The organism is Chryseobacterium sp. Chry.R1 (assembly GCF_039645525.1).
Lineage (GTDB): Bacteria > Bacteroidota > Bacteroidia > Flavobacteriales > Weeksellaceae > Chryseobacterium > Chryseobacterium proteolyticum.
The window spans coordinates 2198136-2220097 of the sequence record NZ_CP151793.1 but is presented as its reverse complement, the minus strand read 5'-3'; the positions used below and the strand labels follow the sequence as shown (position 1 = coordinate 2220097).

At 35.8% G+C, this 21962-nt stretch carries 23 protein-coding genes and 1 riboswitch; of the genes, 6 read left to right on the top strand and 17 right to left on the bottom strand.

The window, feature by feature from the left end; translation table 11 throughout:
• Nucleotides 1-40: 40 nt before the first annotated feature.
• Genes AAEU33_RS10285 through AAEU33_RS10275 form a run of 3 tightly spaced genes read right to left on the bottom strand, consistent with a single transcriptional unit; the run spans nt 41 to nt 2400 of the window.
• The gene (locus tag AAEU33_RS10285; protein ID WP_172279782.1) at nt 41-1093 is read right to left on the bottom strand and encodes a glucosaminidase domain-containing protein; all 1053 of its coding nucleotides are present in this window, start codon (nt 1091-1093) and stop codon (nt 41-43) included.
• A gap of 17 nt (nt 1094-1110) precedes the next feature.
• Nucleotides 1111-2019 carry a pyridoxal-phosphate dependent enzyme gene (locus AAEU33_RS10280; RefSeq protein WP_345992477.1) on the bottom strand — a complete coding sequence of 303 codons (909 nt, stop codon included), beginning with the start codon at nt 2017-2019 and terminating at the stop codon, nt 1111-1113.
• A 54-nt stretch (nt 2020-2073) separates the two neighbouring features.
• Nucleotides 2074-2400: a hypothetical protein gene (locus tag AAEU33_RS10275; RefSeq protein ID WP_273648758.1), complete on the bottom strand. Its 327-nt coding sequence runs from the start codon at nt 2398-2400 to the stop codon at nt 2074-2076.
• Nucleotides 2401-2438: 38 nt separating this feature from the next.
• On the opposite strand from AAEU33_RS10275, the gene AAEU33_RS10270 reads away from it, so the two are divergent.
• From AAEU33_RS10270 to AAEU33_RS10260, 3 genes are all read left to right on the top strand, one after another.
• Nucleotides 2439-2621, top strand: coding sequence for a DUF5522 domain-containing protein (locus AAEU33_RS10270; RefSeq protein WP_089027353.1), 183 nt, complete (start codon nt 2439-2441; stop codon nt 2619-2621).
• Between the two features lies 1 nt (nt 2622).
• On the top strand, nt 2623-3150 hold the full coding sequence (locus AAEU33_RS10265; RefSeq protein WP_172279788.1) for a DUF4136 domain-containing protein: 528 nt from the start codon (nt 2623-2625) through the stop codon (nt 3148-3150).
• A gap of 192 nt (nt 3151-3342) precedes the next feature.
• Complete coding sequence (locus AAEU33_RS10260) at nt 3343-5145, top strand: endonuclease (protein ID WP_345992474.1); 1803 nt, start codon at nt 3343-3345, stop codon at nt 5143-5145.
• Between the two features lie 75 nt (nt 5146-5220).
• Here the strand turns inward: AAEU33_RS10260 and AAEU33_RS10255 are convergent, their stop codons facing one another.
• From AAEU33_RS10255 to namA, 4 genes are all read right to left on the bottom strand, one after another.
• Entirely contained in the window at nt 5221-6246 is a 1026-nt protein-coding gene (locus AAEU33_RS10255) for an NAD(P)-dependent alcohol dehydrogenase (protein WP_345992473.1), read from the bottom strand.
• Between the two features lie 194 nt (nt 6247-6440).
• Entirely contained in the window at nt 6441-6761 is a 321-nt protein-coding gene (locus AAEU33_RS10250; protein WP_273648764.1) for a CCC motif membrane protein, read from the bottom strand.
• A 19-nt stretch (nt 6762-6780) separates the two neighbouring features.
• The gene (locus tag AAEU33_RS10245) at nt 6781-7071 is read right to left on the bottom strand and encodes a DUF2752 domain-containing protein (protein WP_345992470.1); all 291 of its coding nucleotides are present in this window, start codon (nt 7069-7071) and stop codon (nt 6781-6783) included.
• A 29-nt stretch (nt 7072-7100) separates the two neighbouring features.
• Nucleotides 7101-8153, bottom strand: a complete 1053-nt coding sequence (namA, locus tag AAEU33_RS10240; RefSeq protein ID WP_345992468.1) for an NADPH dehydrogenase NamA — start codon at nt 8151-8153, stop codon at nt 7101-7103.
• Between the two features lie 107 nt (nt 8154-8260).
• Here namA and AAEU33_RS10235 point away from each other — a divergent pair, with 107 nt between their 5' ends.
• The 3 genes from AAEU33_RS10235 (at nt 8261) to AAEU33_RS10225 (ending at nt 11957) form a co-directional block, all read left to right on the top strand.
• Nucleotides 8261-8743, top strand: a complete 483-nt coding sequence (locus tag AAEU33_RS10235) for a cytidine deaminase (RefSeq protein WP_345992466.1) — start codon at nt 8261-8263, stop codon at nt 8741-8743.
• A gap of 105 nt (nt 8744-8848) precedes the next feature.
• A riboswitch (cobalamin riboswitch) is annotated at nt 8849-9025 on the top strand.
• A 32-nt stretch (nt 9026-9057) separates the two neighbouring features.
• Nucleotides 9058-10905, top strand: a complete 1848-nt coding sequence (locus tag AAEU33_RS10230) for a TonB-dependent receptor (RefSeq protein WP_172279802.1) — start codon at nt 9058-9060, stop codon at nt 10903-10905.
• A gap of 11 nt (nt 10906-10916) precedes the next feature.
• The gene (locus AAEU33_RS10225; RefSeq protein ID WP_273648771.1) at nt 10917-11957 is read left to right on the top strand and encodes a hypothetical protein; all 1041 of its coding nucleotides are present in this window, start codon (nt 10917-10919) and stop codon (nt 11955-11957) included.
• A 178-nt stretch (nt 11958-12135) separates the two neighbouring features.
• On the opposite strand, the gene AAEU33_RS10220 is transcribed toward AAEU33_RS10225, so the two are convergent.
• The 10 genes from AAEU33_RS10220 to AAEU33_RS10175 form a co-directional block, all read right to left on the bottom strand.
• Entirely contained in the window at nt 12136-13554 is a 1419-nt protein-coding gene (locus tag AAEU33_RS10220) for an HD domain-containing protein (RefSeq protein WP_273648773.1), read from the bottom strand.
• A 137-nt stretch (nt 13555-13691) separates the two neighbouring features.
• On the bottom strand, nt 13692-14240 hold the full coding sequence (locus tag AAEU33_RS10215; protein WP_273648775.1) for an L-threonylcarbamoyladenylate synthase: 549 nt from the start codon (nt 14238-14240) through the stop codon (nt 13692-13694).
• A gap of 216 nt (nt 14241-14456) precedes the next feature.
• Nucleotides 14457-14966 carry a DinB family protein gene (locus tag AAEU33_RS10210; RefSeq protein WP_273648777.1) on the bottom strand — a complete coding sequence of 170 codons (510 nt, stop codon included), beginning with the start codon at nt 14964-14966 and terminating at the stop codon, nt 14457-14459.
• Between the two features lie 176 nt (nt 14967-15142).
• Entirely contained in the window at nt 15143-15595 is a 453-nt protein-coding gene (locus AAEU33_RS10205; protein ID WP_172279812.1) for a GNAT family N-acetyltransferase, read from the bottom strand.
• A 12-nt stretch (nt 15596-15607) separates the two neighbouring features.
• Nucleotides 15608-16087, bottom strand: coding sequence for a nuclear transport factor 2 family protein (locus AAEU33_RS10200; protein ID WP_345992462.1), 480 nt, complete (start codon nt 16085-16087; stop codon nt 15608-15610).
• Nucleotides 16088-16103: 16 nt separating this feature from the next.
• Nucleotides 16104-17243, bottom strand: coding sequence for a cystathionine gamma-synthase (locus AAEU33_RS10195; protein ID WP_345992460.1), 1140 nt, complete (start codon nt 17241-17243; stop codon nt 16104-16106).
• A 92-nt stretch (nt 17244-17335) separates the two neighbouring features.
• Nucleotides 17336-17662: a gliding motility protein GldC gene (gene gldC, locus AAEU33_RS10190; RefSeq protein ID WP_345992458.1), complete on the bottom strand. Its 327-nt coding sequence runs from the start codon at nt 17660-17662 to the stop codon at nt 17336-17338.
• Nucleotides 17663-17686: 24 nt separating this feature from the next.
• Nucleotides 17687-19885, bottom strand: a complete 2199-nt coding sequence (locus tag AAEU33_RS10185; protein WP_345992457.1) for a thioredoxin-like domain-containing protein — start codon at nt 19883-19885, stop codon at nt 17687-17689.
• Nucleotides 19886-19896: 11 nt separating this feature from the next.
• Nucleotides 19897-20799 carry an ATP-binding cassette domain-containing protein gene (locus tag AAEU33_RS10180; RefSeq protein WP_345992455.1) on the bottom strand — a complete coding sequence of 301 codons (903 nt, stop codon included), beginning with the start codon at nt 20797-20799 and terminating at the stop codon, nt 19897-19899.
• An 85-nt stretch (nt 20800-20884) separates the two neighbouring features.
• Nucleotides 20885-21871, bottom strand: a complete 987-nt coding sequence (locus tag AAEU33_RS10175) for a gliding motility protein GldB (protein ID WP_345992453.1) — start codon at nt 21869-21871, stop codon at nt 20885-20887.
• Between the last annotated feature and the right edge of the window lie 91 nt (nt 21872-21962).

Genomic DNA, 21962 nt, shown 5'->3' with positions numbered 1-21962 from the left:
GTAAAGAAATGCGCCTCTCGGCGCATATATATTTTATTATTTAATTTCTCGGCTTTTTATCTATCAGATAAATCAACTGTCCAGGCGAAGGTTGTTGCCCTTCATCCATTCTGTTTTTTGCGTATAGCTTGTGTAGTTTGATCCCGAATTTCTGCGCGATGTCGTGCATATCTTCACCAGACTCGGCTTTATACACGGCCGTATTTCCTGTGGAATTTTTAGATTCAAGAAATACGATATCATTTTTCTTTAAAGCAGTTCCTTCTAATTCGTTCCATTTGATCAATCTGCCTTCGCTAACCTTAAATTTGTTGGCAATGTATTTTACATCTGTATCCTCTGGAATAACGATATATTTCAGTCCGTCATTAGGATGGCTTTTTATCAGTATAGAATTAAGGATTTCAGCTTTTGTTTTAATTCTTTCCACCCTTTTCTGCTGTTGTGCATAAGAAGTCTGTTTATAAGGCACATTCACTGTAACAGGATCTTTTTTTGCCACTTTAGAAGGTTCTAATTGTGCCATGAAAGTTCTGTCATCCTTAAGGTTCGGATATAAGCTTAGTACGGCATAAAGAACCTCTTTGGAATTGGTATTGTCAAACTCATACAGTTTATATCTTTCAATTTTACCAATAAGAATGGAAGCATAACGCGGATTGGTTGCATATCCTGCTTTTTTTAATCCGTACGCCCATGCTCTGTAATCTTTCATATCCAGCTTGAAAAGATTGGTGTAGTACTTTCTTGTTGAAAGGAATATGGAATGATCTTCATAAGACTGCCTTGGATCTTCATACACACGGAAACATTCGTTCGGAGCATCATCCGTATGCTTCATTGTTTTCCCTGTCCAGTCTTCTTTACATTTTATCCCAAAATGATTTTTCCCTTCCAGAGCCAATCTGCTTTGCCCTCCCCCTGTTTCCAGAAGCCCCTGAGCAAGCGTAATAGAAGCAGGAATTTTATATTTTTCCATTTCTTCTACTGCATATTGTGCAAATTTCTGGATGTATTGGTCTTCAGTAGCCCAGGTCTGAGCTGAGAATTTTGATAAAACTAAAAGGCTTACGAGTAAGAAAAGTCTTTTCATGTTTTTCAATTTTTACTTTATATAATTAATTTTCTATTTTGTTTTTCTAAAAGCAAATTTGCGCCTTCAATTCCCTGCAAACCGCCGGTATGGAAGCATAAAATTCTACTATTCTCAGGAAAATATCCATCTTCTATCAGTTCAAAAACCTTCTGCATCATTTTCCCTGTATAAATCGGCTCCAGCGGAATCTGGTATTTCTCTTTAAAATCATTTATAAAACGGATATTCTCATCCGTTATTTTCCCATAACCTCCAAAATCAGAATCTATTAGATGATAATTTTTCTTCAAGGTTAATTGGGCTATGGTATCCTCTAATGAAGAATCACCAACCACCTTAAATCCTATAACCTGCTGATTATCTTCACAAAAATTAGAGATGCCGGCAATTGTTCCTCCGGTTCCAACTGCGGTGCAAAGATAATCAAAATCTTTTGTTTCATGATTCAGCATCATTTTCACGCCACGAACGGCATCTTCATTGGTACCTCCTTCGGGAATGATTAGGGCATCCGGAAATTCATGCTGCAAAAACTCAGATAATTTTTCTTTATTACGATATTCCTCACGCGAAACAAATTTCAGATTCATTCCATTCCTGAATGCAAAGAGAAGTGTTGGATTATCACGCCATTTTTTAGAGAGTTCTTCTCCTCTTATAATTCCAACTGTACGAACTCCTGCTAACTTCCCTATCGCTGAAACTGCTGAAATATGATTAGAATAAGCACCGCCAAAAGTGATGATGAGTGGATTTTCAATTCGTTTTTGAAGATAGGTATTAACATTATGAAAAAGTTTCCAATACTTATTCCCGGAAATCAGTGGGTGGACAAGATCTTCTCTCTTAAGAAAAAGACTGATATTCTTATCCATCTTTATTTCATCAATCGGAATAGGCTCTGCAGGAATCTGTAAAATCATTTTGTTTTAAAGTAAGACTGAACTAAGGGCAAAATTACCATTTTTAAATCTTATCTATCTGTACTTCCAAAAACTCCAAAGTTTTCTGCTCTTAAGATAACCTCCATCATCTTCCATAGCATAGGCTTCTTTTTCAAATGAAATACTCCGGTAAGCCAGATAAGCATCTTTTAACCTGAAAAAGTGATAGTAATATTCTATAACATAAAAGATATAAAAGAAAATAATCAACAGTTCCAGTTGTTGTCTTAAATGAATTTTTTCGTGATTGATCAATACATTATTTTCCTTATCTTCGGGTTTTCTTACGAAGATAAAAGGAAAAAGAGCAATACCATTAATTTTTAATTTTTTTAATGGTTTTTGGCACACAATTATCATAATAACAAATATAAAAGTTTTTGATCAAGATTTAACTTATGGCTCATTTTGACATCAAAGAACATGAAGACTTCTACTATAACGAACAGGGATATAAAGTCTTTACAGAAAAGTTTCATCTGAAGCGAGGATATTGTTGTAAGAGTGGCTGTAGACATTGTCCTTACGGATACGATAAAAAGACTGATACATTCATTAAAAACGATAAAAAAAATAAATAAAATGAAAAAATATATTTTTATTTTGTTAGCTGCGGCTACTTTAGGTTTAACCTCCTGCAGCCCTTTTCAGGTTCGTTCTGACTATGCCGAAACTGCTAATTTCACTTCTTATAAAACATACAAAATAAGAATTGATGATTTGAAACTTAATGATATTGATAAAGACAGGGTTTTGAATGAATTATCAAAACAGCTGCAAAGCAAAGGTCTTTCTTCTGGAGAAAATCCGGATCTTATTGTTAATGTAAAAGCTAATCATAAAAAAGTAACGGATATCAACAGTTATTCACCATACGGAATGTGGGGATGGGGAGGACCTTTTGGATGGGGTATCGGAATGAACAGAACATGGACCAGTAACTATAATGAAGGAGCATTAATTGTAGACCTGGTAGATACGAAAAGCAATAAGCTGGTTTGGCAAGGTATAGGAAGCGGAATATCTGTAGACTCACCAAGAGCTAAACAAAGACAGATCCCTGAAATTATGGCGGAAATTATGAAGAACTATCCTCCACAAAGAAAATAAAGATTATTTTAAATCAATTATACTGAGCCAATGCATGATTTTGCATTGGCTTTTTTTATTAATTTGTAGTTCATCACGGTAGTTATCTTATCAAATATATACCATACATAATATAAACGGCCAAAATTAACAGAAATGTAATTTTTCATTTCATAAAAATGTAGTAATCTTACACCCTAAATTTTATTAAATATGAAAAAAATTATCTTATTTCTTGCTTTAGCAGGTATTGCTAAAGCCCAGGCTCCTGCAGGATACTATTCTTCTGCCAATGGATTAACAGGAGCTGCTTTGAAAACAGAACTCAGCTCCATTATTACCAATGGTCACCAGGACAAAGGTTATGGAGGACTTTGGACCGGATATAAAACTACCGATATTGATAAAACTTATGAAAACGACGGATCTATCATGGATATTTATTCCGAGAAGCCCAATGGCGCGGATCCGTACAACTATACTCCGGTGACGAATCAATGCGGAACTTATTCAGTAGAAGGAAATTGCTATAACCGTGAACATATTGTACCACAAAGCTTGTTTAATGAAGCATCACCGATGGTTTCAGATATCAACTTCATCAGAGCTACCGATGGTAAAGTAAACGGAATGAGATCCAATTATCCTTTCGGAAAAGTAGGAACAGCAACATTTACATCCAAAAATGGATCAAAATTAGGAAACTCCGTATCCTCAGGGTATTCGGGAACAGTTTTCGAGCCAATTGATGAATTCAAAGGAGATGTGGCCAGAATGATCTTTTATTTTGTAACGCGTTATCAAAGTAAGCTTTCTTCTTTCTCTTCAGGTAATATGCTAGGAAACACAGCTTTTCCGGGGTTACAAACCTGGGAGCTTAATGTTCTTTTAGCATGGCATAATCAGGATCCTGTTTCTCAGGCAGAAATCTTAAGAAATAATGCTTCTTATACTTATCAGGGCAATAGAAATCCTTTTATTGACAATCCTGCTTATGTAGATCAGATCTGGGGATCTCAACAACCATCAAACGATACTCAGGCACCTACAACAGTTACGGGCCTTAGTGTTTCAGGTAAAACATCAAGTAGTGTATCTCTTTCATGGACTGCCTCAACGGATAATGTTGGCGTTTCCTCTTACGACGTTTATATGAACGGAAGCTTAAAAACCAATGTAGCTTCAACTTCTGCAACAATTTCAGGATTGAGTTCATCCACAACTTATACTTTTTATGTAGTAGCTAAGGATGCGGCTGGAAATACATCTTCCGACAGCTCAACAGTTTCTGCAACTACAGAATCCGGAGGAACAACGAATCCAGGTACAGATTGTGTCAATGAAAATTTTGAAACCATTCCTACGGGAAGTTCATCAAGCTATTCTACAAGAACATGGACCAATGGTGGAATTACCTGGACTGCAACAGATGCAAGAACCGATCAGACGATTTCCAATAAGGCGATTACTGTTCGTGATGGTTCTTTAAAATCGAGCAGCTCAGCTAATGGTATCGGATCATTAACGGTAACTACTCAATTAAAATTCAGCGGAAGCGCAGGAACCTTTAATGTTTTGGTAAACGGAGTACAGGTGGGAACAATTCCTTACAGTGCAACAACTGCAACCACAACAATCAATAATATTAATGTTTCCGGGAATGTAGTAGTGACATTGGATAATAATTCATCAAGCAATCGTGTAGCTCTTGACAACCTAAGCTGGACTTGCTATTCCGGAACAGGAAAGCAAAGCAAGAGTATCTCTTCTGATGTTCAGCCTGAGTCAAAAGATTTACAGGTTTATCCTAATCCCATTTCAAATCAGGAGATCTTCATAAAAGGAGAAACTCAGAATATTAAAAAAGCTGAGATCTATAATTTGCAAGGAAAAGTAATGCAAACAATTAACAGCCCCTTCAAAAACAGCAGGAATTCAATTAAAATTAAAAATCTTGAGCAAGGTATCTATATCTTAAAACTGGATAATTCCAGTCTTAAGTTTATCGTTAAATAAGCTTTCAGGATTTTATTTAAAATAAAAAAAGCCTTCTCTTTATTAAGAGAAGGCTTTTTATTGGTAGTTTAAATATCAGGGAATCAAGACCGCTCTGCCTTTGATTTTCCCTTCTCTTAGCCGGTCATAAACCTCATTAGCCTGATCGAGCTTATATTTTTCAATTTCAATATGGATTTTCTTTTGTCTGGCAAGTCCTACAACCTCCATCAGTTCCACCCGGGAGCCCCAGTAAGGATTAGTCATACTTACCCCAAATGGCAATCCGGACATATTGTATTGATAATGTCCTCCTCCCAATCCTACAATGGTAAGGTCTCCGTCAAGGCTTACAACCTTAGTTCCCAACTCAATGGTCGAAGTTGCTCCAACAAAATCCAATACTACTTTAGCCTTTTTTATTCCGGTAATCTTTTTGATCTGTTCTGCAGCATCAGCATCTTTGGAATTAATGGTGTAAGAAGCTCCAAGCTCTCTGGCAAAGGCCAGCTTATCTTCTGTGACATCACATGCAATAATTTCAGCTCCGCTGATCTCCCGTAAAATCTGAAGTGCAACATGCCCTAATCCCCCAACACCGATCACCACCACATACTCATCTGCCATCAACTTATCCAGTGACCTTTTGATGGCTGAATACGGGGTTAAAGCAGCATCGGTAAGTGGTGCAGCTATAACGGGATCGAGATCATAAATAGGAACCAATAAACGGGACGATGGAACAAGCATATATTCTGCCATCCCGCCATTCAGTCCTAATCCTCCACCATACGCCATTTCTGACTGATGGTCACAATAGTTCTCTTTTGATTGCTGACAGGGTTTACAATGCCCGCAGCCCCAAGGTCCATAGACTAAGACAGCATCCCCTTTTTTATATCCTTTGACATCTGAACCGATTTCTTCAATCCATCCCGCATTCTCATGTCCCAAAGTAAAAACAGAACCTGAAACTGTACCTTCATCTATAATATGCAAATCCGAATGACAAACACCGGCACCTCCAATCTTTAATAATACTTCTTCTCCTGATGGTTTTGGGATTTCCATATCATCTACAACACGGACATCTTTATGTCCGAAAAAACGTACTGCTTTCATATAATTAATATTTGAAATTTATATACTTCAATTTACTAATAACATACTGGTTTACATGAATAAATACCATTAAATAAATCATGTTTCCGATAAAATTCCCTATTTACATATCATATTAAAGAAAATTACAAACAACCTACCAACAAAAAATGACCGCAAAATTGCGGTCATTCAGTTCGATCATATCATTAAAGTTATTTTCCCATATTTTTAAGCTGATTAATCTGCTCCATATATCCGTCCCAACCGACAGTAGAAAGGACAAAGATCATATAGGCAAGACTCAGAACTCCTATAATCAGACCAATGATGCATAATATTCTTCCTGTTTTAAGGTTATCATAGTCTGAATATACTCCCGGATTCTGAAGATACAGCGCATTATCTTTATTGTACAGATTCATTCCGATTAATCCACAGATTACACCTACAATCCCGTTACAACAACAGCTTCCGAGGATAGCGACGATTCCTAGTACTAGTACGGTTGTCGCGTTTGGTAATTTTTGATTCATAGTTAGTTATTTTAATAATTTAATGTAATGTTAAAGGATGTTTATAAAAATAAGAAACCACCATGATAATTGAATTAATAATGGCTAAAAAAACCAGTATATTACCATAGCTTCTTTTTTTATCAATAAAGTTCACTCCTACCATAAACAAAAAAAGAAGTAAGGTGTAGACCGCAGGAAACATATGAAAAGCCTCTGAAAATTTTCCTTCAAAGACTAAAACAATTGCCCTTTGGGTACCACAACCAAAACATTCAATTCCTAAGAATTTTTTACTTGGACAAGGTAGCATAAAATCTTCAATCTTCATTTCCTGAACTTTTATTTTGGTTTCTAAAATTAAGAAGAAATTTTAGCTCTTAGATATTGATGTGGGAAAAAACAGTTTTCATTCATTTCAAAGGATCCCTGAACTGCAATATATGGATTTCTAAGAATTTCCCTGGCTACAAAAATAAGATCGGCATCACCCTTCTGTAAAATATCCTCAGCCTGCTCTATTTTTGTGATCAAACCTACTGCTCCCGTCTTCACTTCAGCTTTATTTTTTACCTGTGATGATAAGGGGACCTGATAACCTTCAAAGACAGCAATCTTTGCTCCATGAATATTCCCACCACTTGAAACGTCCACTAAATCCACCTTATGCTGCTTCAGTATTTTTGCAAGCTCTACACTGCTTTCGATATCCCATCCATTTTCAGCATATTCTGTTCCTGAGATTCTCACAAACAATGCAGTATTATCATTCAGTTCATCGTTTACCGCATCTACTATTTCTATTAAAAATCGTATTCTGTTTTCGAAGCTGCCTCCATATTCATCTGTTCGTATATTCGAAAGCGGAGATAAAAACTGATGAACTAAATATCCATGCGCTCCGTGGATCTCTATAATATCAAATCCTGCTTTCACAGCTCTTCTTGCAGCTTCTTTAAAATTCTGAACCTGAGTTTTGATTTCTTCCAGCGTCAGAGCGTGTGGAATTCTTTCTGTAGGATGATAAGGAATCGGGCTAGGTGCCAGAGTTTCCCACCCCTCTTCCACTGGAATTTGAATATTATTCCAGGTAGAGCCTTTTCTTCCGGCATGTGCCAGCTGGATTCCGATTTTACTCTCAGAATTGGAGTGGACAAAGTTGACAATCTGCTGAAGTTTTTCAGCCTGTTCGTCATTCCATATTCCCATACATTTATTAGTGATCCTTCCCCGGGGTTCAACACCCGTTGCTTCAATCATTATCAGTCCGGTACCACCTTGTGATCTGCTTCCGTAATGTACGAAATGAAAGTCATTAGCCATTCCGTTTTCACTTGAATACATACACATAGGTGACATAACCCATCGGTTAGAGAGTTTAATATTTCTGAATTGTATCGGAGTATATAACATTGTCTATTAATTTTTGAATTTTACTAATGAAGAGGAAATAATCCCGGGTTGCCCACGTGATTAAAAAGAACTAATTTTACCTCCCCTTTTTAGGCTCCAATAAATATATGAAAAAAGATATACAGATCGGCTACGAATATTTTAAAAATAGCTCTGAACTGAACGATATAGAAAAAAAACTTTTCGAAAGAGCAAAACAAGCCCGCGAAAATGCTTATGCCCCTTATTCCCAATTTTTGGTCGGGTGCTCCGTATTACTTGAAAACGGAGAAGTATTTTCCGGTAACAATCAGGAAAATGCAGCTTTTCCATCCGGACTTTGTGCTGAAAGAACAGCTCTATTCTGGATAGGTGCAAATTTCCCTGAGGAAAAGATCAAAAAGATTTTTATCGTAGGAGGCCCTAAAGAATCTTCTGAAAAAACACCACCGATTCCCCCGTGTGGCGCCTGCAGACAAAGTCTTATTGAATACGAAACAAAACAAAAAGAAAATATTGATCTTTATTTTTCCAGTATGAATGATGAAATCGTTAAGGTAAATTCGATTAAAGATCTATTGCCATTTTACTTTGACTCGACGTTCTTGTAATCGTGAAACTCTCAATTCTGAGGTTCTGGGAAACGTTATTTTTTCTGCAGACCATTGTTTTGATTACAAATTAACAGATACGACTGAGATTTCTTTTTAAAAACTTATCTTTGCAAAAATTTTGGTTTTCAAGCTATTGAAATAATAGGGAATTGGGTGAAAATCCCAGACTGTCCCCGCAACTGTAGATCGCAATTAAAATTTCTATAATAAACCACTGTGAAAACGGGAAGGTATAGAAATGCGAAAGTCAGGAGACCTGCCAAAATGATAATATCAAAAATATATTGCTTTCGGTGGAAAAGTAAAATAGTATGAAAAAAACCTTAGTACTGCTTTTATCGTCATCTGCTTATTTTCTTTGTCTGGGACAAGAGAAAGCAATCGATACCGTTTATATTTTTGACAATCAGATGAACAAGGTAAAACTTTTTCATAAGGTTACTCCCATTACTCCTCAGGATGCTGAAAAGAATTCCACGAATCTTTCAGAACTTTTACGCTTCCAATCCAGTATTTATATCAAGGAAAACGGACGAGGTGCAGTTTCTTCGCCTTCGTTCAGAGGAACCTCTGCTCCACAGACAGCCTTTGTTTGGAATGGAATCAATATCAATTCGATATTTCTTGGTCAGGGAGACATTAATAATATTCCTCTTTTCGGATATGATGAGATCGGAGTGAAAGCCGGTGGCGGAAGTGTAATATACGGAAGTGGTGCAATCGGCGGAAGTATACATCTCAATAATAATCTGGATTTCAATAAAGGTTTTAAAGCCTCCCTGTATTCTGAGGGTGGATCATTTGGTACTTTTAATAATTTCGGAACGGCCTCCTACAGCAATGAAAAGCTGAGTTTTAAAGTCTCAGGAAATCATTCGATCAGTCAGAATGATTATAAAGTCGAAGAAAAAAACTATATTAATAGAAACGGCAAATACTTTAACAGTACGTTTAATGTTGGAATCTCCTATAAAATTGCGAGACATCAGACGATCTCATGGCAAAGTCAGTTTTTTGATTCGACACAGAATTATCCGATTTTTGTAGAGAATGGCAACCGTACAAAATACGAGACACAAAGCACCAGAAGCTTACTTTCCTGGGATATTACTAAAAATAAATTTTCAAATAGCTTAAAAGCTGCTTACACAGAAGAAAATTTCCAATATTTTGGCAATTATAATGCCCCGAAGACCAGTGGTTCAACAGGGAAAAATTATATCTTTAAAAATGATTTTAATTATTTCATCGTACCTGAACTTAATGTCAACATCATCACCGAATTCCAGGTAAACAAAGGTGAAGGGTATCAGCCTGATCTCCAAGGTGTAAAAACTGAAGGAATTGGTAATGTAAGTAGAAATGTAGGCTCTTTAGCGGGATTAATACGATATTTTCCGACGAAAGATCTGCGTTTTGAAGCTGGTGTTAAAAAGGATTTTGTGGAGAATATAAGCTCACCATTGCTTTACTCATTCTCAGGAAAATGGAGTCCGGTACAATGGTATAATCTTGGAGTAAATGTATCCAGAAATTTCAGATTTCCAACATTCAATGATCTGTATTGGAATCCCGGAGGAAATCCAAACCTAAAACCGGAAAGGTCTTACCAGATGGATATGGACCATGAGTTTAAATGGGGTAATTTTAAACTTGCATTAAGTCCGTATTATCTTTATATATCGGATAATATAGTGTGGTTGCCGACAGCTTACGGATATTGGTCACCAGTTAATATCAATAAAGTGAAATCTTATGGTTTAGAATCACAGATTACTTTTGATAAACAGCTTAAAGAACACCATTTTAGATTTAATATAGGATATACACTTGCAAAATCCATCAATCAGGAAACTAAAAAGCAAATGATGTATGTCCCTCTCCATAAGGTTTTTGGAAATTTTGATTATCAGTATTCTTTCCTAAAACTTTATGTTCAGGGAGTTTTTAATGGTCTTACATACACTACAACAGATGAAAAAAGAGAAGATGCCATAGATTCTTATTTCGTCATGAACACGGGTGTATCAGCAACGATCTTAAAAAAATATGTCTTAGGTTTTAAAATCAATAATTTAACCAATACTGTTTATGAAACGGTGTCTTATTATCCGATGCCAAAACGTAATTACAGTATTTCCGCAACGATAAATTTTTAATAAAAAATAACATGAAAATAACTAGACTTTTACAACTTTTATTTGCTGTAGTACTACTTTTCAATATTTCCTGTAGTACTGATAGCGATAATACTTTGCCTGTAGTAACTTATGAAAACGGATATTTAATTTCGAACGAAGGAAATTTCGGAAAGCCAAATGCAGAAGTAACTTTCGTTTCAAGAGACTTAACTTTTAGTCAAAACAGCATCTTTTCCAAAAATAATAATGGAAACCAATTGGGTGATGTTTTACAAGCTATGGCATTCAACGGGGATAAAGCGTATCTCTTGTTAAACAACTCAAATAAAATCCAGGTAGTAAATCGATATACTTTTAAAAGTGCAGGTGAAATTACCAATCAAATAGATAATCCCCGTTATGTTGCAGTTGCCAATAATAATATCTATGTAACCAATGATAAATATCAGGGAGCTAAATATGTAAGTATTTATAAAAATTCAGATCTATCTTTTGTTAAGAAAATTACATTCACGGATAACGTTGAAAGAATTGTTGAAGCAGGAGGAAATATTTTTGTTCAAAATGCAAGCTTTGGATTCGGAAACAAAATAACTTACATCAATACTTCGAATAATGATGTACAATCTGTAATTACATTGCCCAATGTAAATATCAACAAAACAATTTCCTACAATGGTAATGTATATGTTATTGCTACAGGAACTACTGACTCATATATTTATCAGATTTCAAGTACCGGAAGCATTACGAAAACAACAACGTTGACAGGTATTCCTAATGCAACCAATCTTCAGATTGATGGTGGAAGATATTTCTTCTCTTCAGCAAATAAAGTATACTCAATGGTTATGGCGGCAACTACTCCTCCTACAACTCCTATTATTACTGCTGTAGACGGAGGACAATACTATACACTTTACGGATTCAGTGTTGTAGATGGAAAGATTTTTACGTCTGATGTGAAGAACTTTACTGAAGACAGTGAGGTTACAGTATATACTACTTCAGGATCAAAAATCAAATCCTTTACAACAGGTAAGGGGACTAATGGCGTGTATTTAAATTAAGAAGTTTCTACTTTTTAATAGACTAATAAATTTTATTTTTTTTTCATCATTTGTGTTTTTTCCGGGCTGCCTTAGGCAGCCCGGATTTCTTCTACAGAAACCAGACAACATCCAAATAAAAAAGATCCGGAAATGAAATCTCCGGATCTTTTTCTTTTTTCAATTGATAGTTTTGGACTCAGATGATCAATCCTAACTTTTCAGCTTCTGCAATAACATACTTTTTTGCTTCTTCATGATCATTCTGGATTTCACCTTCAAGAATAGCTTCTTTAACCTTCTCTTTCAGAATTCCAATTTCACGTCCCGGCTTCAGCTGAAACATCTCCATGATTTCTTCTCCGGATATAGGAGGCTGAAAGTTCCTTACCTGGTCCTTCTCTTCTACTTCTTTTATCTTTACCGCTACATATTCGAAGTTCCTCTTGAACTTTTCCTGTTTTTTTGAATTTTTCGTGGTGATATCCGCCTTACAAAGCGTAAACAGATCTTCAAGATCTTCACCAGCGTCGAATAAAAGTCTTCTTAGAGCAGAATCAGAAGCATCATCCGTAATCAAAGCGATCGGGCGGGATGAAAGTTTGACCATTTTCTGTACATACTTCATATCTGGCCCTAAGGGAAGTTTAAGCTTTTGGAAAAGGGTTTTCACCATTTTCGATCCCAAAAATTCATGACCATGGAAAGTCCAGCCGGTTCCTTCAACAAATTTTTTAGTGGGTGCTTTTCCAATATCATGAAGTAATGCTGCCCAACGCAACCAAAGTTTGTCTGTATTGACGGAAATATTATCTACAACCTCCAAAGTATGGTAAAAGTTATCTTTATGGGTCTGTCCTTCCACCTCTTCTACCCCTTTCAGTTCAATCAATTCAGGAATGATGTATTTTAAAAGACCGGTTTGTTCCAGCAGGCTTAATCCAATAGACGGCTTTTCAGAAAGCATAATCTTATTGAATTCTACCATAACCCTCTCCTTCGAAACAATTTTAATCCTTTCTACCTCCTGGCTGATTGCGGATAACGAGTTTTCCTCTATCGTAAACTGTAAGGTAGAAGCAAAACGAACCGCTCTCATCATTCTCAAGGGATCATCAGAATACGTCTGTGCAGGTTCTAAAGGGGTTCTTAATATTCCTTTTTCTAAATCTTCTACTCCATTAAACGGGTCTATAAGTTCCCCGAAATTATCTTTATTTAAAGAAATTGCCATTGCATTGATCGTGAAATCCCTTCTCTTCTGGTCATCTTCCAATGTTCCCCCTTCCACTTCCGGCTTTCGGCTGTTTTCATTATAGCTTTCCTTTCTTGCTCCCACAAATTCCAGCTCAAGATCTTTATATTTGATCATTGCGGTTCCATAGGTTTTGAACACGGAAACCTTCATTTTCGGATCAATTTCCGCAGCCACGCTTTGTGCAAGCTCTATTCCGCTTTGTTCAGTAACAAAATCAATATCTGTAGACGCTTTTCTTTTCATCAGTAAATCCCGCACATATCCGCCAACAATATATACTGATTGATTATTCCGGGCTGCAACCTCCGAAATGATTTTAAAAAGCTTTAGATTTTTATTTTGATTGAGATTAATGAACATATTTATTATTTAATGTAAAACCATTAAGAAACCAGGTTATTGGACTTATTTAAAATTCCATGCATTTTAAACAGACTCCACTTCCCACTCTCTTAATGGTTATAATGATTTTGCAAAGATAATTAAAATCTTGTTTTCTACTCCCGAAGTACCTTGATTCTATTATCACTCCATATTTTGATAACTGAAGATCCGGAATACCTGGAAACCTTTTCCCTGTCTTCTTCCACTGCATAATCAACCATGTTAATGATCTCCGGAGAGATATCCGAAAATTTTAACGGACTCTTGTCTCCGCTAAAATTTGCTGAAGTAGAAACCAACGGTTTATTCAGTTTTGTGATGAGTTTTTTACAAAAATCATTTTTCACTAACCGAATTCCAATACTTCCATCTTCTGCCAACAGTTCTTCAGGTAAGCCTCTAGGATTTTCATAAACTATAGTTACCGGTTTTTCACTTAAATCAATAATTTCCCAGGCCATTTCCGGAACATCAACCAAGTCCTGAAGTCTTTTTTCAGATTCCACCAAAATGATCATCGACTTGTTTTTTTCGCGCTTCTTAATCTCAAAGATCTTATTAACAGCCTCTATATTAGTAGCGTCGCAACCAATTCCCCAAATTGTATCTGTAGGATAAAGAATAGTTCCACCGGATTTTAATATATTGATAATGTTTTCCATTTTTAATATTTAGAATTATGAGAAAAATGAAAGAGAAAGAATCTCTTATATACAATTTTTCAAATTGAATTTACATGTCAAAAATACGGATTTTCCGTTAGGTTTTGGTTGAAGCCATCGGAATAAAAAAATACATCAATACAATTTTATAACAAGAGCATATAATCAATAAAGGTGGGCTAAAGCCCACCCAAAAAATGATAAAAAAATATCATTCTATTTTTTCAAATTTGGTAAATACCTCTCTTCAATAACATTCAGATGGTGATAATTATGCCCTACAATTAACTTACCTACTGTCTCTGCTGAAATAGAATTTCCGTTAGCGTTTCCTACCGTAGCCAAAGCATCAGGCTGTAAACTTTCAAGGAGGATCTTAGAAGATTTCCTTACCAGCTGATACTCATCCAGTAAAGATTTCAGGCTTCTGTCATTAGCATGAGAATTATTTGCGTATTCATTTTCATCAAAACCTGGTAAATCTTTCTGCTCGCCTCTGGCGATCGCCAAAATCCTGTATTGAAAAACTCTTTCCGTATCGGAAAGGTGTAATAATAATTCCTTCAAGGTCCATTTTCCTTCTGCGTACGTAAAATGAGATTGCTCTTCAGAAAGGGCGGAGTAAATATTGGTTGTCTTTTCTTCTGATCTTTGTATTTCTTCCTGCCATTTTCCGGAAGGAATAAGATCGAGGTATCTTTGAATGTATTTTTGAAATTCAGTCATGTGTGAGTGATTATGGGTTATTGATGATAATTGATGTGTGATGAGTGATAAATGATGAAATTTAGACCAATGTTTATATGATGTTTATTACATCAAATCTTGATTCCTGGCTCTTGGTTCTTGATTCCTGGCTCTTGGCTCTTGATTTTTGGTTCCTAAATCTTTCCCTCCTCCTTCTATTCTTCCGGATTACTCCATTCATAGAAATTAACAGAATCGTAGAGCTTAAAACCACAAGCCGGATATAATTGATTTCCTATGTCATTGCTTTTTCCTGTTTCCAATAACACTCCGCAGGCATCAGAGGATTTGCAAAGCTCCTTTGCTTCTTCTATCAACTGTTTTGAATAGCCCTTTCCTCGATATTGGTCATTAACATAAAGATCATTGAGCAACCAATAGCGTTTCATTCTGGTTGAGGAAAAAATAGGATATAACTGAACAAAACCAATTAATTTATCTTCTTCCTGAGCAACAAAAATTTCAGAATCCTGATTCAGGATCCTTTCTTTTAAAAAGTTTTCAGCAGCCGGGATATCAGATACCTTATGGTAGAAAATCCTGTATTGATCAAACAATCCGGATAACTCTTCTATATCCGAAATATTTGCTTTTCTTGTATTTTTCATATGATATAATGCTTATCGGTGATCATAGCTCAGCACCCGCTTGAGTTTCCACTGGTTATGGTCGAAGATCCACAAGTGGGTAAATTTTGCTTTTCCGGTCCTATTCCATTTCCCATTGTTGTTTTCGAAAAATTCATGTTCACCTTCCTGTATAAATCCATATAAGGTTTTATTATTATACAGAGGATACACTTTCATACTTCCGGGAACAAGTTCTCTTTTTATTTTACCGGGAATGCTGCAGATGTTATTTTTTACAGAAGCTAAAAACGCTTCTTTACCCAGAGTAATACCTCCAATATCATGATAGAACTCAAGGTCATTACTTATGATATCATTATAGTGGGAAGGATTACATTTATTAAATCCTTCTTTGAAAACCAAACTATCCAATTTCATGGCGGTTTGAAAGAGTTCACCAGTAGATTTAACCTGTGCATATAATAGCTGGTTAAAAATACTCAGGATAAAAATAATTGTAATCCTTCTCACTACTATATTATCTCAATTAAGAAAAAGCTCTTTCCAGGTCAGCGATAAGATCTTCAGCATCTTCAATTCCAACGCTTAGACGAACCAAATCATCTGTGATGCCTAATTCAGCTCTTTTTTCAGCAGGAATGGAAGCGTGAGTCATCAATGCCGGGTGATTAGCAAGAGATTCTACTCCACCTAAAGATTCAGCAAGGGTGAAGACTTTTACTCTTTCAAGGAATTTGATGGCATCTTCTTTCTTTCCGGATTTAAAAGTAAATGAAACCATTCCTCCAGCTTCCTTCATTTGGGATTTTGCTAATTCATACTGTGGATGAGATTCCAATCCCGGATAGATTACCTTATCAACTGCAGGGTGTCTTTCAAGATATTTTGCGACTTCCAGTCCGTTATCCGAATGTCTCTGCATTCTTAATGCCAGGGTTTTAATCCCTCTAAGAACCAGATAAGAATCATGTGGTCCTAAGATACCTCCACTTGCAAATTGGATGAAATGTAGTTTTTCTCCCAATTCTGCATCTTTAGCAATAAGAGCTCCTGCAATAACATCAGAATGTCCTCCTAAATATTTTGTTGCAGAGTGCATAACAATGTCAGCTCCCAGATCGATAGGTCTTTGTAAGTAAGGCGTTGCAAAAGTATTATCTACGGCTACCAAAATATCTTTTCCTTTAGCGATATCAACAACAGCTTTGATGTCCACTAATTTCATCAGAGGATTCGTAGGTGTTTCTACCCAGATCAGCTTTGTTTTATCTGTAATAAATTCTGAAATTTTAGAAACATCATCAAAATTCACGAAAGTAAATTTCAATTGGTATTTCTCAAAAAGTCTTGTAAACATTCTGTATGTTCCACCATACAAATCATCAACAGCTATTACCTCATCTCCCGGGTTCAGTAACTTCAAAACACAATCTATCGCTGCAAGACCTGAACCGAAAGCAAGACCTCTTGCTCCATTTTCAATACTTGCCAAAGAATCTTCTAAAGCTTGTCTTGTAGGATTGGCAGCTCTCGAATATTCGTAACCGGAGTGAACACCCGGACTTTTTTGTGCAAAAGTAGAAGTTAAAAATACAGGAACATTTACGGAACCTGTTGCAGATTCATGGTGCTGGCCACCGTGAATAACTTTTGTATTAAAATTCATAATATTTTTTTTAATCCAACAATCCAACAGTGTAATTATTTAAAAATGCTATTGATGCATTACACTATGAGATTGATATATTAGTAATTGGTTTACATTTTTATCGCAGATTTTACCGCAAATTCCTCTGCCATTTGTTCGATCCACAGCGCCACATCTTCTTCTCCTGTCGCTCTCTGATAGGTATTCCCTAATGAAACTAAAATCTGGTGAATGAACATTTTCATCTGATCCACAGGCATTTCTTTTGTCCAAAGATCAATTCTTAATGCTTCCATTGCTTTTTCATCCCAAACAGAAATCATCGTTGCCTTAGTTTCCTCTTTTTCAATTCCTCCATCCTGAGCATTCCATGTTATGGTTTCCGGAATGTGATTTTCATCTAATTCAACGTCTATCGTTATCTGAGTCTTTCTCATATCAATTTTAAATTTTTCACAAAGTTAATACTTCTTGAGCTTATCTAAAATTTCTACGAAATTATCTTCATCAGGAAAAGGGCTGTTCATGTTAAAAACTTTTCCATCAGGATCTATAATAATAAATCTGGGAATAGTTTGAATTTTATATCTGTTCATAAACTCCTGAGCATCCGCCAGCCAGTATTGAGGTACTTTGGATGGTTTTGTTTTTAGATAATTCAGCCATTTTGATTTATCCTGGTCAAGACTTATTGAAATAAACTGAATATTACTATAGTATTGATATTTAATGCTTCTCATGTCAAATATCGGCCGGATCTGTTTACAAGGGCCACACCATGTTGCCCATAAATCAATGATCACATATTTTCCACGGTATTGCGAAAGCTGGTGCGACTTCCCTTTGTTATCCAGAAATTTTAAATCTACAAATGCGGCTCCTTTTTGAGAGATGGTCAGCTGTTCATATTTCGATGTTGCCAGCTTTTTATAATCATTATCTCCTAACATCCGGAATTCTCTTTCAAAAAGCTGCTTCCTTAAAGTACTATCCGATTCCAGCTCCATGGTCTTTATAAGATGTTTACTAACCAAACGGTCTTTGTCGATATTATCGGGTAACGCGTTTAATTTCACAAAAAGAATACTGTCAGGATTGGACAACCGGTCCCTGTCGGTGAGCATTTTATCCAATCTGTATTGTAAGTAATCATCATTTTTACTTAACAGAACCGTCGGATTTTTAATTTTAGCATTCAGTTCGTTTAAAAATTCTTTCGGAGCAGCAAATTTAGGGTCATCCCAGGAAGTCATTTTCCGATAGTTATTAATCTCGTTCAAATACTGAATGGCAAGAAGCTGCTTCCTGTAAGATTTATATTCATCAGATAAGGCATTATTTTCAGCATCTGTATAATGTTCCAATCTCTTAATATTTTTATTCCAATCGGATTGCGCTAGCTGATAGAACTCTGAAGGATTATCATTGTATTTCTGTTGCTCCACAGCATATGAGAATTCATATCCGAATCCATCTTCTTCTGTATTATACTGCTGTTCGGCAGACCTGTTGGAGATTAGAAAATATTGAATTTTTAAAGGATTACAACGGATGTCAAAATCAAAACGGTCTCCGCTTCCCATCATGAAATCGATTCTTTTGGTTCCAAATTCAAGACTATATTGATCAAATGGAATCTGTTGACGGTTTTCCCACAGGAATGATCCGTTTTTTACAATGGCACTTCCTACCTGCTTATGAAAATCCTTAGAGAATATTTTTACAGAATCAATCTTCAGATCAGTATGTAAGGTACCTTTGATAACAACCCCTGCACCTTTACTTTTGTAATCTTTAGGTTGCTGTATAATGAAAAATATTCCTGCTGAAACTACAATAAAAACAGATGAAAGTACTATTTGCTTTTTATGACGTAGAAATGCAGATTTAAATCCTTTTCCTCTGTACCAGAAATAACCTATAATAAAAAATACAATGGCCCAGAATATACTTAGATATTCACTGTAAGTGATAAAATAATTCAGGTTTCTTACATTAGGTGTTTTGGAGAGGATATACATAGAGTTGTAGGGGCAAAAAGGAAATGCTGCTCTTTGTACCAAAGAATAGGTATTGACTATAAGTCCTAAAATACCTACCAAAAAAGCCCATATAAAACCTGGAAAAGCTACTGATATGCAGAGCTGAACAGCTGCCACACCCAATACTCCGATGCATAATCTTATGAACATCTTAAGCATCCAGATTGTATCGAAGCTTAACAATTTTGTTGTACTTGGGTGAATATAATAATCCAGAAATGAAAAGATATTACTGAATGTAAAATAAGAAGCAATACATAAAAAACTTAGTAATAACAATACCACATATTTTGCGAGATACAATTGCAGTTTGCTGATGGGCTGAGTTTCCATAAGCTGCCATCCATTATTTTTATGATCTACCTGAGCGATCCTGTTGGCCGCAATAACGATATAAAGCAAAAGAAAAAAGATGGAAAAGGCTTTAAAACTATCCGTTATAGAGCTTTCAAAAACAGAAAGAGGAAGCTCTTCCTCTGTAATAAATCGGGGATTAAAGGTACTGGTCAAAAAAGCAAGAAGAGGAATCAGCATACCAAGTACTATTGCTAAATAAACCAATCCCAAACCTTTTATTTTAAGCCATTCCGTATTGATGAGTGTTGTTAACTTTTTCATTTGTGCTGTTTTTAATTTTTTGTTATTTCCATGAACCAATCTTCCAATCCCGCACTATTTTTGATTTCAAAAATCTCTGCTTCATTTACAACCAGTTTCTTGGTAAGTCTGATGATGTCTTCCCTGGATTGCACGGTAATTTCTAAAGTATGATCATCAATTATCTGAGGGGCATAATATTCAGGAATATGTTGTAAAAATTGAGGTGCATTATTGAGTCCTATTCTCATATGGTTATGGCGGTAATGCGTGTTAAGCTCTTCAACACTTCCGGAAAATTTGATGGCTCCATGCGATATAATAGCAAGGTGGGTGACCATTTTTTCCACTTCCTGCAACAAATGACTTGAAATGAATATCGTAATCCCCTGTTCTTTGTTGAGTTTAAGCAATAGTTCTCTGATCTCTAACATCCCGTTAGGATCAAGACCATTCACCGGCTCGTCAAGGATCAGCAGTTCGGGATTTCCAAGAAGTGTCATAGCGATTGCAAGCCTTTGCTTCATCCCTAATGAATATTTCTTCATTTTCATTTTCCTGCTGTCCCAGAGATCTACCAGATTCAAAACTCTTTCACACTCAGAATCAGGGAGGTTTCTTAATTTGGAAAGAATAGTAAGATTATCCCAGCCGGACAAATGATCATAAAAGGCAGGGCTGTCTATAAGGCTTCCGATCCTTTGAAACCCATCAGGATAAAGTTCAGGTAATTTCCGACTAAAAATTTCAATGGTATTGTTTTCATCGGGAATACTGCCCAGCATAAGCTTCATGGTCGTTGATTTACCCGCTCCGTTAGCTCCCAGGAACCCAAAAACACTTCCTTTCGGAACCGAAAGGCTCACATTTTTAAGAATAAGTTTATTTTTTGAAAATCCGTAACTGAGATCCCGGATTGTAATCAGATTTTCCATACATAGGTATTTTTGATTAGTGTCTAAAAAATAGAAAAGACCTTTTGTTCTTCACAAAAGGTCTTATATAGGTCTTAAAAATAATCTATTTTGTTACAGCAGGCTTATAACCAGATTGGTTAAAAATTTCAGTTGCATCCATTTTAAGAAAATCTGTAAACTTTACCTCAGGCTTTTCTTTCAGATATTTTTTACAGATCTGCCATCCTGTATAAATACCGATCTGCGGAGAGGATTCGTTGTCGATATCGGTATAAAATTTAGAAAAAGGTCCCGGAGAGATAAAACGCTCCTCCAGTCTGTGGTCATCCCCAAACAATAAATTATTCTCGACAAAATAATTCCAGATGTTGCCTTCATTGCTTACTGCCCACTCATACTGCTGTTTCGTATAATTCATTTTAAGGTAATCAGGAGTATCCGGAAGAAATGCGTCCTGGAGGATCATTACTTTTCCGTTATATATCAGCTGGTCAATAAACTTCTGATGATCTGTAGAGAAAGGAACAATGTTCTCGGCAAACATCCTTGATACTTTAGGGACAATATTGTTTGGATTCATGGATTTCTGGAAATACAATTCCAGTCCTTTGTAATTTGGGTTTTTGTCCCCCATGAACCCGGTAATATCTATAAACAAAAGGTTTCCTTTTTCATCATAAAAAACCGGATCCTGAATCATCTGCAACGCTGATGAAAAAAGATACACTTTAGGGCTTTTAAATTTCGGGAAATAATGCCTGATATGTGAAAACAGGTCCTGAAGCTCTTTTTGGAGTTTCTTCTGATCAATTTTTGCAACGGCCTCTTTATAAATCTTTATTTCTTCTGCGTCAGCTCTTCTCTTTCCAAAATCTTTATCAGAAACAGTACCCTGAAACCACGGAAACTCTGATTTAAATTTTTCCAGAGGGATATTCTGGTCGTAGAATTGACTGGAAATATCTGTCATCTCCACTTTTTCGGCAGGTTCCTTTAATTCTACTTTCCATACATTGTCCGCTTCTTTCTTGCAGGAATACAATCCTAAAACTAATATAGAAGAAAGCGCTATAGTTCTAAAAATCTTCATTATTTTTACAGAAATTTAAGGTTACGAAAATACGGATTTAAACATAATATCATGATGAAAAATAAATAAACAGCTTGCTTTGCTGCAATAT